General features: G+C 57.1%; 11 protein-coding genes. All 11 read right to left on the bottom strand.

The genetic code is table 11. From position 1 onward, the window contains the following. Positions 1-83: 83 nt before the first annotated feature. The 11 genes from MXB53_RS13510 to MXB53_RS13460 all read right to left on the bottom strand — a co-directional run bounded on the left by MXB53_RS13510 (position 84) and on the right by MXB53_RS13460 (position 13,309). Complete coding sequence (locus MXB53_RS13510; RefSeq protein ID WP_248898137.1) at positions 84-3,989, bottom strand: helicase-related protein; 3,906 nt, start codon at positions 3,987-3,989, stop codon at positions 84-86. An 81-nt stretch (positions 3,990-4,070) separates the two neighbouring features. After that, a complete protein-coding gene (locus MXB53_RS13505; RefSeq protein WP_248898136.1) occupies positions 4,071-4,766 on the bottom strand; it encodes a hypothetical protein in 696 nt (231 codons plus the stop codon). A 19-nt stretch (positions 4,767-4,785) separates the two neighbouring features. After that, on the bottom strand, positions 4,786-5,721 hold the full coding sequence (locus MXB53_RS13500) for a hypothetical protein (protein WP_248898135.1): 936 nt from the start codon (positions 5,719-5,721) through the stop codon (positions 4,786-4,788). Positions 5,722-5,858: 137 nt separating this feature from the next. Beyond that, the gene (locus MXB53_RS13495) at positions 5,859-8,348 is read right to left on the bottom strand and encodes a DrmE family protein (RefSeq protein WP_248898134.1); all 2,490 of its coding nucleotides are present in this window, start codon (positions 8,346-8,348) and stop codon (positions 5,859-5,861) included. Between the two features lie 58 nt (positions 8,349-8,406). Further along, positions 8,407-8,673 carry a hypothetical protein gene (locus MXB53_RS13490; protein WP_248898133.1) on the bottom strand — a complete coding sequence of 89 codons (267 nt, stop codon included), beginning with the start codon at positions 8,671-8,673 and terminating at the stop codon, positions 8,407-8,409. A 66-nt stretch (positions 8,674-8,739) separates the two neighbouring features. Continuing rightward, positions 8,740-9,873, bottom strand: a complete 1,134-nt coding sequence (locus MXB53_RS13485; RefSeq protein ID WP_248898132.1) for a homing endonuclease associated repeat-containing protein — start codon at positions 9,871-9,873, stop codon at positions 8,740-8,742. A gap of 219 nt (positions 9,874-10,092) precedes the next feature. Then, the gene (locus MXB53_RS13480) at positions 10,093-10,953 is read right to left on the bottom strand and encodes a DNA-binding protein (RefSeq protein ID WP_248898131.1); all 861 of its coding nucleotides are present in this window, start codon (positions 10,951-10,953) and stop codon (positions 10,093-10,095) included. Positions 10,954-11,594: 641 nt separating this feature from the next. Then, positions 11,595-12,164: a hypothetical protein gene (locus MXB53_RS13475; protein WP_248898130.1), complete on the bottom strand. Its 570-nt coding sequence runs from the start codon at positions 12,162-12,164 to the stop codon at positions 11,595-11,597. Next, entirely contained in the window at positions 12,161-12,529 is a 369-nt protein-coding gene (locus MXB53_RS13470) for a ribbon-helix-helix domain-containing protein (protein WP_092663537.1), read from the bottom strand. The genes MXB53_RS13475 and MXB53_RS13470 overlap by 4 nt, the downstream gene beginning before the upstream one ends. A gap of 93 nt (positions 12,530-12,622) precedes the next feature. Further along, a complete protein-coding gene (locus tag MXB53_RS13465) occupies positions 12,623-12,952 on the bottom strand; it encodes a DUF8158 family protein (protein WP_248898129.1) in 330 nt (109 codons plus the stop codon). Between the two features lie 6 nt (positions 12,953-12,958). Beyond that, positions 12,959-13,309, bottom strand: a complete 351-nt coding sequence (locus tag MXB53_RS13460) for a DUF8105 family protein (protein ID WP_248898358.1) — start codon at positions 13,307-13,309, stop codon at positions 12,959-12,961. Positions 13,310-13,419 lie beyond the last annotated feature (110 nt).

Below are 13,419 nucleotides of genomic sequence, written 5' to 3'. Positions count from 1 at the left end.
GCGTTACCACCCCACCGGCGGGACAGACTCGTTAACGAGGGCTCTCTGGACGGTTGGATTTGCCGTAAGGTGTGCTGTCGAAGTCATTGGTTCGTGAAGAGGTTGATGGCCTTGGCAGTGTTCGTGTCCGGTTCGATCGGAATTTGCTCGTCTATGTCACGAAGATTAGTCATCGGTTCTCGCGCACCGACGAGGGGTTCGTCGTTCTCGTCTGTTAGCGTTCCAAACACGTGGGGTAGGAACGTGTTATCGTCGTCAGGTTCAGCGTCAATTAGCGCAGGCCAAAGGTCGTCGAACATCTTCTCTAGCCGCTCCGAGTAGATCGACGCCGCGTCTGCGTCCGACGGAGACGCGTCGTGAACGTCGTACGCTCGAGCAAGGAGATTCTCGACTCGTTGCCGGTCAACGTCAATCTCGTCGCGATGAATTGCTTCTTGAAGGCCTTCCCAGTCGTAGAGACGCTCCGAGAGTTCACCCCCGTACTCTCCGTCAAACAGCTGCAGGAATAGAGCACAGAATAACCCGGAGAACGTTTGCTCGATCCCGTACTTCGCCCACCGCTCGAGCGGCGTAGCCTCTACCAGGAGGTCTTCGTACTCGTGGTGATGATGGAATTGGTGGTAATGGGATTGGTCTTTCACCTGCATCGGGTGGAACGACATATAGACTGACCCTGGATGTTCCCGCCCCACCCGGGAATACGACTGAATGTACTCCGCCGTCGAGCGCGGAGTGCCATGGAACGCTATGAAATTGAACCGCTCGATGTCGATACCGTGCGAGATCATTGACGTCGCGATGACAACGTGAATGGGCTCTTCGCGATCCTCAGGATCAGCTTCGATCTCGTCCTTGTACGTCCGGACCAGGCTGAGTGGCGTTTCGCCCGTCATGAGAACGGGACGAAGGGTGTGATAGTTTCCATCGGCCGTCGCCAGGTTTCGGTTTATCATCGTCCGGACTGAGCGCTTCATCAGTTGGGTGTTGTCCTTCGCGTAGTGATAGGAAACCTGGACCTCGTAGTCGTCGAGAACGTCGATCAATTCATCCTTTCTCTCGTCCTCGCCGGGCGAAAAGTCCAGTTCGTCGTAATCGTATTCTCCTTCGTTGGGGTCTCGGGCAGCTATCGCCGCGTCCAGCTCGGCAGGATTTTCCTGAAACTCTTGGACGATCCGTGCTTGCTCTTCGTGGATGCGGTTGATGGCGAACGTCCGAGATACGTTCCGTGGAATGCCGCCGATCATATTGCGGCCGACTTTCCGCGGGTGGGCGTAAGCGTAGAATGACTGCTTCAGGCGAGGGCCCTGTGCGGGGAAGGTATTGTGTTCCCGACGATATAGTGCCTCTACCTGCCGTTCAGCACCCTTAATGGTCGCAGTCGCCGCGACGACCTTCATTTGCCAACCGTCGCCGAATTCTTCGGCCAAGGTCTGCAGTAACGTCTCGTAATGGGAGTCAAAGGATCCGAATTCTTCTCGAAGCAGGTGAAGTTCGTCCTGAATTATTAACGACGGAGGGTCCACGGAGTCAACCTCTACGAGGTCCTCGTTGTCACACGTGTGCTTCGAGGGATAGTCGTAGTCGTCTACCAGACAGTCCTCTTCTCCGGTGAATCCGTGGTGGGGACACCGCGCCTCAATATGTCCGAGTAGCGTCCGAAATCGACGTTGCATCCCGACGATAGAGATCTTGTCGATCGTCGAAACGACGAACGTGGGCGCGTGGCGGTAGACTTCTCTGTCCGTGACGTAGACGGGCAGGGGTTCTTCACCGTCGTGTAGCTTGACCCACGGACACTCTGAGTGGGTGCACACGTGATCGACGCGTGCTCGTTCGTGGTCACCGTCTATTTCGACGCTCTCGTTCCCACAGAAGGGGCACTCGGAAAGGATGAGGAACTCGTGGTCCTGATCTTCAGGTGAGTCGTCCTTCGCTTCCTGGATCCGATCGACGCGGTCGTAGCGCCGCTCGTCCATCAGCTTGTTTGGAACGTTGTCCTTGCCCACAAAGTAACCTACACTGAACGGATCACCATCGAGGCCGTTCTCGCGACGAACCAGTTCAGCATGTCCGAGCACCTCCGCCGCGCGCTGTAGCTGTTCGAGAGACAAAAACCGAAGCGGGAACTTCGTCAGAGCTGTAGTTCCGAACTCCTTTCCCCGCAATCTGTCGTGAAACGCGGTGAATGTGACTAACCCCAGATACGCTTCGGTTTTCCCACCGCCAGTCGGATAATAAATGACGTCTGCAGTGTCCAGTCGATTCGTCACCTCCCGGTCTGGATCAGCTTGTGCAACAATATCGGGAATCGACATCACGATGAATACTAGTTGAAACAGTCGCCAACCCGGGAAGTCACCCATCTCGATGAACGTCTCATTCAGGAGTGTGAACGCCTCCCGAACTCTGTCTTCGTCGCGAATGAGTTGACGTCCCTGCTCGAATCGTCGACGTTCGTCTCTGAATGAAGATATCGCCTCCTCAAACCGTCGCTCGGCCTCGTCGGACTTGTCAGACAGGACGTCATCTCCAACGTCGAGGTAATGGCCTTCAGCCCTTTCCATCTCATTTTGAAGGATAAGGAGTAAGTCGTCTAAGTCGATCTCGTCAGTCCCGTTCACTTGCTCGGGGAGGTCCTCGAGGACGTGGGTGGGGAGGTCGTCTCCGGACAACGAGGCATTGTCAGCAAGGACATCGAACTGCAGCGGAATTGGTTCACGGGGGAGGTATTTTGACTGTTCGTAGACTGGCAGAGTGACGGTCCGCACACCGACTGGGTCGGGATCAGCCAACGGATTGCGTTCTTCTGCAGGATATATCGGTTCTGCCGCACAGTTCTCCCCTACCGCGTACATTCGGCCGTCGTACTGGTACTCGTCGCGAATCTCGTCGAGCTGGAAAGGCGTGATGTCCGGTCCGTCGACGCTGGCGTCAATTCCCACGTCGAAGAGGAATGCCCGCCACATCTTGTACTCATAGTCGCCGGCGTCAGGGTAGTCCGACCCATGAGTGTTCACGAACGTGGCCTCGATAACGAACCGATCTTCTCCTTCGTCTCGGGACTCTTCTCTGACCTGGACACGCAAATCACCCTCCCAGAGGGGATCGACGACATCACTCGAGTAGGTTTCGTCGATCCATCCGCGAAACGCGGACTCGTCTTCGAGAAGCTCTACCGGAATTTCTCGTCCGTCACGTTCGCTTGTTCCACTAGGTAACTCTCGAAACGCGAGTGGGTCATCACGAACTGTTTCTTCTGCGGCAGTGAACGCTGAAGACAGCGAGACAATTTTCGGACCGGGTTTGTCAGCGAGGGAGTGGAGGTCAGATCCGGTGAGAACCAACTCGTCTCCACAGTGTTCTTTCAGATCGAGTTCAATTCGCTCGTACACTGGAAGCAGATCGACGACTGCTTCTTCCTCTCCGTCGTCACTTTCTCCGTCACCGCCGTCCGATCTGAGGTCACGACCACCGTCCGTTGCCTCCTGTGGCACGTCTGGTTGGTGGCGCGACGATTGAGGCCCTCCACGCTCGTAGGTTGGCGTGCGGTGAAGATGCCTTTCTCCTCCACGTTCACGTTGTTCGTCAACTTCTGGAAATCGACGATAGTAGACGTTGGCACTGGGCGTCAGTTCGACGGTCGCGTCCTCGTCGATGTTCGTCGGGACGCGAAATGTTACTCCAATACGGAAGGGCGCAACGTCTTCCGCGATATCCTGAAATGCTTCGTCCTGAGCCAGAGCCTCGCGGTATTTGTACTGGGAGGCGAGAACACCCGCGAAGTACTGACGAGACGGTTTAGATCCGTAGTGCGTTTGCTCGTTTGGACCTCGACCGGTTAATCGGCGTACTAATCTCCGGGTGATGACGTCGTTTGCGGCTTGATGTTGTCGGAATGTGGGGTCCTCATCAAGTTCATATGCTTCGTCAGGAGGGCGGACGTATCGTGGATTTGATTGAGGTGGAATATCACGACGACCAGCGGGCATAAAAGGGGGATTTGAGACGTAACAACATAACGTTAAGTGAGGACATCGCTTGGATCGGTGAATAGTCGGAAACGGAAATAGCTATTCGAACTCCCAGCCGTTGACTACTGAGATCCCAGAGAGACATTCCTCGATTTCATCGTTGTTATCGATAATATCGTTAGCGTCGAATGTAAGAAAGCCAACTCTTGACCGGGGAGTTACAGTAACTAAATGATATGAGTCCAATAAGATATCTCGGTCCAAGTCATCCAACAGATTAGAGAGCTCTTCGTATTCCTCTTCGTACTCGGATTCATAGCTGACCAATCCTTGATCGAAATGAGCAAGTGCTATAGCACCGTCCTCTGATTTTAATCGTTGTATGCTCTGTTTAGGAGCGTCAAAGTCATCAGAGATTTCCTCGAAGGTGGACCGGAGAGCGCGTTCTGAATCGGTCTGCGTGAGCCCTAGAAATGCGTTATTGTGATAATCAATGTAACTGAGGATCGGACCAACCTTTTGCCAATCGTCGCCAAACTCGCTATGAACGAACCTCTTCACGTCTTCTATCGTATCATATGGCCCGGAGTCGAATTGCTCAAAGACCCGATCTGCGGCTTGCCGGACGCGTTTCCGCTGCTTTTCAATCACGCTGAGTGCTTCGTCAAAGACTCTCGTACTCGCAATTAATTCTCGTTCCGACGCGCGAGTTTGTAAATAGGAATCTACAGGCGAATTAAAATCGTCCCACTCTACTGTATAGCCGAGAACGATGTTAGTATCCCAAAAATCCATTTCACTTTGGCTGGCGACGTTACTCAGGTCTATTTTCTTCTAGCAGGGAAGAATTCACGACGCCCCAAGCGCTATCCTCAGAAATCCGTACAGATTCTTCGGATGGGTCGTCATAGAGATCGTATTGCTCATTGAGTGTCACTTCGAAGCTACGCAGGTCACTATCGAACGATTGTAGTGAGCTATTGTACTCTAATTCCCATGAGTCTACATCATCATCGTATTCGTCGTCGTGTTCTTCGATCCTCAGACGTTTGGCGAATAGCTCCCATGCGTCAGTTGCCAACTGTTCAAACGTCTCTACAGCCCTCTTTTCGGATTCATCCACTTCCTCTAGATAGGTCTCTGCTAGTGTGATAAAACGAGAAAACAGGTGTCCACACTCGTTAAATGCGGGATTGGTTGGGAACTTAGCTTCTGCTCGAGCAAGACGGAACTGTATCTCGTCTGGGGGGTGAGTTACAATATAATGTTCCCCAGCAAACTCTTCTATCGCTGGAAGAACCTCGAATTTATAGTACAGCTGGAAATCATATGGAGCGTCCACGTAGATATCGTCCCGAAGTCGCTCGTCAAGATCACTGAAAATATCGTACTCTTCCAGAACCTCGTCAATGGCCTCTTTTGCCCGTTCCAGATCCTCGTCTTCTTCGATCTCTGGAGGGTCCGTTTGCCCAGGCGTATAAACTTGGCCCGCAGTAGGAGTCGTTTGGCCATCAATGATTCCCTCCTGCTTAGCGGTGTTAAGGGAGTAGCTGACCGCTTTGCTCATAGGACCATGGATGTACCAATAAAACGGGAGTGACTGTGCGACTCTGTTATCCGCATCAAGCCGTTGCTGAGTCAAATAAAATATCTTTTGAGCGTCAATATACTTGAGCTCGGCCCCCTCAGGTAATTCTTCGAAAATATAGTCTATAAGATAAGTGAGGGGATCCAGATCAACGTTTTCCATTGTATCCTCCGTACTCCGCCGTTACGACGTAGTGCGATAAAAACTTTGGTAGACCAGTTCGTTCGACTTTGGTAGACCAGTTCGTTCGACGGGGTTCTCGTCACTTTTCCCGCTGTAAGCCGCTATTTGAACAAATTTTAGTCACCTATCTCCACGGACTCAATATCTTTCAACCGATAATGAGCTACCTGATCCTCGTGGACATCAACCACTGTGTGAGGTTCAACGATTCGCTGTCCTTCCTCGTCGATTACGTCGAAGTCAGCCAGACGGATGTCCCAGTCCTCTGAGAGAACGACTTGCTCAGGCTCGTCGCCAGCCATGATCCGGTAAGCTTGCTTCCGCAACTCTCTCAGTAGGTTCATATATGTTGTTTTTATGTCCTGAGTTGCTTCCCAGATCTCCTCAGAATTCTCCTTCACAACCGTTAGGTCATAGGCTTCAGCGATCGTAGGCAGGTCATCGTACGTTCTGGGATAGTCGACTTCGAGATTGTACCACCGGCGGTACGTGTCGTCCCCGTGGTCCGCTCCAGCCTCTCTCATCCGCTCTTTGAACTCGTCGAAGTCGTCTCCAGTCTCGTCGAGCGCCTGCTCGAGCCGAATCTTCCAGCGCTCGGCTCGCATAATGACCTTGTCATCGCCGCGTCGCTTGATCAGGTCGTATAGCTGTTGACGGAGCTGTTCCGTCTGACGAACGTGGACGATGGTATCTCCAGATTGAACCTTACTGGCGTACTTCGAAACCGTTCCCCCACGATCACCATCGACGACGTGTACCCGAGATCCGCGCTTGATGGGCATCGATCTCCCGTCGTCGAACACGAGGCGAAGACATTTCACCGACCCAGACCGGCCGTCACCACTTTCGGATCTACTGCTGGAAGGTACAGACGGATCGCTAGACGTGTCGAGTGAATCTATGATCTCGTCGACAGACATTGGCTCATGCTCTTCGACTACATCGTAGCCTTCAGCGATAGAGCTCTCCCTCTCTGAGGTGTCTTCGTCTTCCGACCGTCCCTTGGGCATAGGCACATTCACCGAGACACCGTCAACGACGGGGGCGTCCCACTCCTCGTCCTTATTTGCCGTCTCAGCTGCCTCTCGATATAATTCTCGGTCAGTTACGTCTCGAAGCGTGTCGTCGAGGTGGTCGTACTGGTAGCGGAGGAGTGGAAGCTGGTGTTCGTAGGCGAGTACGGTTACCTCTGGTGCGTGATTCGTTCGAAGAATCCATCGATCGCGCCATGCTGGGGGTCCAACGAGTATAACGCGATCGGCCGGAGGCGCGGTCGGTAGTGCTCCCGTCGAAATTACTCCCAGTTTCTCCCCTAAAGCGTCGTACAGGGGACCTCCACGTGCTTCGAGATCTAGTTCGACTGCCGAACGGTCACCGTCGCTGGGAACCACGACTAACACGCTCTCGTCGGCGTCGAGTGCCCCGTGTAACAAACGGTAGAGGTGACCGCGCTTGGTCTCCGAGAGGTCGTAGTCCTCCCACTCGTCGTGAACGTCCTCCAACGCTCTGACTGCGTCGCCGTACACGCCGTGAGCCGGCCCTCCTGCGTCGTCGTCTCGGATTTTCTCGTAGTTATGACCGAGTCGATCAAGCCACCCCGAAGGCGCGATCGTCTCCCACTGGTTTCCCAATGCTCTGTCGGCGTTACCCATTGAAGCGACGATGTTGGAGATGATGTTCAGCGCCATTTTGAGGTCGCTAATCCCGTCGTCGAGGACATCGCTCTGGAGATCGTCGTTAACATCACCGAGTTCTTCAATTGAGGACCATACATCAGCCAAGTCGTCCGCGACCTCGCCTTCTTCGACGACGTGAACCTCTCGACTAACACCGTCGACGTGATTCTGTAGCTGTCGCGTTACGCGCGTCTGTCGATCCACCTCTGGGACGGTCTTTACTCCGCCATCTGCAGCCGTCGATTCGTCGACGACAGCGTCCAATAACGCTGGAGGCCACGCCCACCCTGAGGCGTCTTCAGATACGTGACCGAAGGTTGGACCGAGAGGATCGTGGAGGCAGTAGATCACGGAAGGAATGTCGTTCTCGTCAAGCCACTGTTGGAACCGGTTCCATCGATTTGGACGGTACGTGATGGTTTCGTCGTGAATGACGCAGCCGATTTCGGATGCTACGCTCTCGTCGGGTAGGTGAGTCAGGTGCTTGGAAAAGAGGGCTCTTGGAGGACGTCCTTCGTCACCGCGAGAGGTCGTTTTCTGATTGACTTCGCCATTCGGTTTAATGGTGGCGAGCGGAAACCGCTCTTTGCTCCAAGGTCGTCGATGACCAGGGCGGAGTTCTTTGTAGCGCTCACGAACGTGCGCGTCCCTCGAGAATACGAGAACGCGATTCCGGTCCGTGTCTGCACTCATGAGTTTGAACAGCGCGCTTAACGTGAGTATCTCTAAGTACTCGTGTCGGAGTGTAGGAGACAATAACCATACGTTGCTCTCACGCTCGATTGCCCCCTTGAGCAACGTATCGTGGACATCTAGAGTTTCAGGCCAGTGTACTCGAGTATCCCCCAGCCGAGGGTTTTCCGGTAGCCTGGGCTTATTGGAGATGTCGTTGCTTTCACACAGCGCGTCGATGAGCGGACCGGCTGGCACTCCTTGTGAATTGTTATGGGCTTATTATAAATTCAGGGGCGGCGACAGGTGAGAGTCACTACCCCTTGTTTGTACTATCGTACTGAATCCCTGAATTCTCCTCCTCTGGAATTTGAATAGTGCACTTGTGCTGTTGAATCCGCTCTGGGAGTCCGACCTTCCCACAGACGGGACACTCCCGTAGGGGTGTCGGCGGCAGGTCGGTCCAGGCGTCCAGCGCGGCCTCGAGCTGTGCTTCCACGATTGGCGAGTCGGTCGTGCGGCGGGCTTCGCGGAGGTGAATGCGAAGCCGTTCACGGGCCGTGAGTGTCGTGTCGTCGGTCATAGTGGGACGGGATAGCTGGTGTCCCCGCCACCCATCGCCGGGGGCGAGCAACACCACCGGACGCGGTTAGCGAATATCGGGCTGAAGCGGGGCGAACTCCTCCCACAGCATATGATGGCGCTGACAGAGCGTGATCAGGTTCTCAAGCCGGTTCGCCCGCTCGTAGTCCAGAACACCGTTGGCGTCGATGAATGTGCCAAGCGGCGTAATGTGATGGACGTTCAGGTCACGGTCCCAGCGCTCACGATGAGTCTCGCGGTCGATGGAACAGCCCGGCTTCTGGCATTCGAACCCATCCCGTTCCAGTGCCCGTTTGCGCTGCCGGTACCAGTTCGGGCCGTATGAGATATCTCCATAGCCGCCCTTCCAGAGATAGTGATCTTGGCCGCTTGGGTGGCCACGATACTCCATCCCGGCCGCCTCGACGGCTTGTTTCCAGGATCCAAACCGGTCGAGGTAGAGATAGATCGTGAACTGGCCGTGTTCGTGCATCTCCGTCGAAGAAGGAACGTGACCTAATTCGTCGCGAAGCCGCCTCAGTTCCGCTATGAGTTCGTTTTCTGGAACATCTTTTCTCGAGATTGGCTTGAACCCTGCTTCCCGGAGGGCAGCGTTCCAGCTACCGAAACGCCGTTGAGCGACTTTTGTGGAATACGCCCCACGCTCCTCCATTTCAGCGGCGGTCGGAGCCCGTCCGAGTTCATCTGCGAGTGACCGAATTGCTGTGATTACCTCTTGCGACGACGTTTTGGTAGCTTTCGTGGTGGTCAATCCCGCTGCTTCAAGCCCCTCGTTCCACGATCCGAACCGCTTGGAGATCGTGTCGGATGAGATGCCCCCTTCCGCGTCCATTTCCGCAACTGAGGGCGAATGTCCGAGTACATCAGCCACACGCTGGAGTTCGTCGATCAGTTCTTGATCTGAATATGAATGAGAGAGTGGCTCGAGACCTGCGGCTTCCAGACCAGCCTTCCAGCTACCGAAATGTGACTGGACCGCGCCGTGTGTACAATCCGCCTCCTCGTTGAATTCAGGTTGTGTCGGGGCACGACCTTTCTGGTCGGCAACGCGGGTGAGTTCAGCGAGGATGTGGTCCGGATCGATCGATGACCGATGGCTCTGGACGTGGGTCGCAATATCGACGTTTCGCTCGAACGATTCCCCGCAGATGTCACAGGTATAGTCACCTTCGACTGTCATACGTATTCCCGAGCGCTTGTGCGCCTGCACCCCTCACAGGGCCCGATAAACGCACTCGGGTCGCGCACCCTTTCCCCCGATTTCACTGATAAATGTTAGACCTGTACCCGAGGTTGTGGCTGCGCGCGCAGCGACCACCGGGAGCGAGCACGGAGCGGTGGGTGGGGCGGCGGGGCTTGGGCCGGTCCGGCACGCACCAAAAAAGAAGGGGCGTCGCCCCTACTCTTCCCACCAGCGGCGGTCGCGCTCTGGGAAGACGATCATACTGTCGTAGGTGACTGCGAGGGAACAGCGCCCTTGATGCCAATTCTTCTTGACCGCGCGCATCCGCACTTTCTCACCTTCACGGACGATCCGGGGCTCGGACTTCACCCAACTGGTGAACTTGATTCGCTCAGTGTCATCTGCGATGAGGCCGACTTGCTCGATCTTTGGCGAGCTGGGTTCCCAGAGGGTCTGGATGGTACCTTCAACGCTCACCTCATCCGTCTGCACGTCCGGGACGTCCTCGATCGGGCAGATCGCGCCCGGGGCCGCCTTGAGCGCGTCCATCGTGTCGAACACTGCTTTGGTGATGTCCTGCCCCTTGGCGACCCGCTTTGCGAGTGCCCGCGAAACGGCTGCCCGACTGTGACCGGTGCGAAGCCGCTGTGCAATCCGGTCTGCTTCCTGGTTCACCTTCGCCAGCTCCATCCGGGAGAGGCGCTCGCGCGGATCCGTCCGGTCCGGGGTGCGTTCCGCCCGCTTGCGCTGCCGCCGTTCGGTGACGACCTCGCGCGTTCGCTTCGCCCGCCCCTCTTGGGTGCCGAGTTCTGCCTGGGCGCTGATGTGGTCCAGTTCGGCCTCTCGGGCGCGAATCTTCTCTTCCTGCGCGAGGGGCAGGTGCGAGAAGTCTTGGACGATGCCGTCGGGGTGGTTGGAATCCACCTTCGCCTGCTTTTCCTGCTGGACCGTCGCCCGGAACTCCGGCTTGTCGTCGACGACCTCGAAGCCGTCCTCGTCGACGCCGGCGTCTTCGGTTCGTTCGAATGCCTGTTCATCGACCGTAACGACCTTGCGACTCGAGTTGTTACTAGACATTGGTATCCTCCAGATACCACTGAAGGCGCTTGCGCGCCGCCACCGCGATGTCCCAAGCATCGCGGTTTTCCGACGATGTCGACGTCCGATAGCACCGACTGCGCGCTCTCGCTCGCGCCTTCGCGAGCGCCCTACCGGGCGCGAGCGAGAGCGCGCCCGAGTGCGGTGACCCCAACCAGCACCGCGCGCCGACCCGCCCGGAGCGAGCGGCCAGCGCATTCCCCGTTTCGCCCGCGACGCAACTACGTCCGTCGCGGGTCGGAGAGTCCCGGAAGCCTCCGGAAGTCCGGGACCGAAACGGGAGAAGCGCTGGCGCCGAGGGCACATTCACTTTAGCCCGGCAGCCCGCCCGCTACTGCAGGCAGGCAGCCCGGAATGGTCGGTCGCGAGCGATGCGGAGGGCGGCAGCGGCGAGCGGGGCGGGCCGATACGAACACACCTATCCAGCCGGCTGCGACACTCGGCGATCCAGCTACCGTCCTGGCGGACTTAGAAAGGGCGAGGCCGCCTCGGTCGTCCCCCGACCCCGCAAGCACCGCAGGGACGAGGAGCGCAGCGGTGGTCGCGGGATGCCGAGCGGCCGAGGGCTTTCGGGTGTCGTCGCCGGCGCTGGGTATTCGGCGTCGCCACTCGGTGGCCGGTTACTCGTCGAGACGGTGGAGCAATTGCGTGACGTAGGGACTATTCTCCCAGCTCCGATGCGGGCTAATCGTCGTGATCAGCGTTCGCGCCTCTTCGGGGCTCAGATGTCCGTTCCGGGCGTATTCGACGATGAGCCGCGGCGTCGGGACGATCCGCGGCCCCTGCAGCACGGCGTGGATGAGTGGGAAGTTCGTCCCGCCGAACTCGTCGGTGAGAAACCCATCGACCCCGAGCGCGTTCGCAAGGACGATCCCGTCGGTTTCGCCGTCGTCGAGCCCGAACGTCGGTCGGGAGTCCGGTGTATCCTCACGCTTGTAGGGGTCGTCAACCGTGTAGTGGCTACGGGCCGCGAGGACGTTGTTCGCAGCCGCGGCGTGGATGTCTTGATACTGCGTGATGTCACCGAGTTCCGCGACCACTTCTGGTGGTACGAATACGTCACACGACGTGAGTAGATACTGAAACGGGTCCGGAGTGTCAGTGTCGACGGCCGCATCGGCTCTGGGAACCGCGAGACTGACGAGCGCGCTGGTGTCGGCGACGACCGTTCGCAGTCGCCGGCCGCTCATTGCTCGTCGTCGGCTGCGGTCTCGACCGCCGTCGCGTCGCCATCGTAGACGTCGACGTCGTCGGGGGCAGCAAGATCGAGTGGTTCATCCTCGAGATCTGCTTTGAGAAGCCGGAGGCGCTGGGCAGTCTCGGCGCCGACCAACTGCTTGACCGTCTCGAACTCAAGCTGGTCATCGTAGTACTTCGTCGCGACGAGTTCCTGGAAGGTCTCGCTGTCGGCCGTATCTTCGATGTACTCACGAATCGCCTCGACAAGCAGATCCGTCCGATCCTTGTCGAAGAGCTCCGCGATCGCATCCAGCCGGTCGACGAGATACTCCGGCGACTGGAAATGGACCCGTCGCGGATCATCACTAGCGCTCATTCTATGTGCAAGTTCTGCACATAGAGTGATAACCGTTTCGGCGTTTGCACAGAGCTTGCACATCGGAGCCCTGACGGGACCGTCCCGCCAGTCTCAGCCGTCGTCCTGTGCGTTCAGTTCCTCGAGGAACCAGCTGGCGGCGGTCCCGATCCGAACGCCGTCGACGTTGCGCATCTCAAGGCCGTTCGTGGCGGTTCGAAACGGCTCGTTGTCGACGAGGATGCGGTGGATGACTGTCCGGACCGACTCCGTTCCATACCTGTCGACGAGAGCCGCTATCGCCGTATCGAAATGCGCGTCCTCGTGCTCGGTTCGCGGGTTCTGCGCTCGCTGGATCACGAGGCCGACCACATCGTCGACCGATGCGTGCTCGGGATTCCCGGTTTGCTCACGAACGCCATAGTTGGCCTCTGTATCAGGCATTACGAGTCACTCCGTGGCGTCGTCCGTATCGGTCGTCGCTGCGTCGGTTTTTCGTTGCTCGCGGATTGCAGCCAGTGTCTCCTCAAGCGTACCCACACTCTCGATCGCCGCGAGTTCATCGGTAATCTCGTCGATGAGTCCGGCTCGCTCGACAGCGGTCTCGTCGCCGTCGGTCGTGTCGATCGATGTGACGCGAAGCGCCCGCGTTTCGTGCCAGCCACAGTCCCAACAGTCTCGGGTCACCTCGATCTGCTCGTCCTCGTCCGCTGCGAGGACGGCGTCGGACAGCGACGTCGACAGTGGCCGGTCCGGTCCGACCTCGAGGGTGACAGGGGACCCGCACGCGGGGCAGTCCATAGTCATCCCGAGGAGCGCCCGTTTGTTGAAGATAGCGGAGCGACGGGACAGCGACACAAACAGTGCCGATAGGCCGTGGGACGGTGTAGCCACGGCCAACTGTGACCCTC

The organism is Haloplanus sp. XH21 (assembly GCF_023276355.1).
In the GTDB taxonomy this organism is placed as follows: Archaea; Halobacteriota; Halobacteria; order Halobacteriales; family Haloferacaceae; genus Haloplanus; species Haloplanus halobius.
The sequence above is the reverse complement of the archived record's forward strand: the minus strand, read 5'-3'. Positions and strand labels throughout refer to the sequence as shown.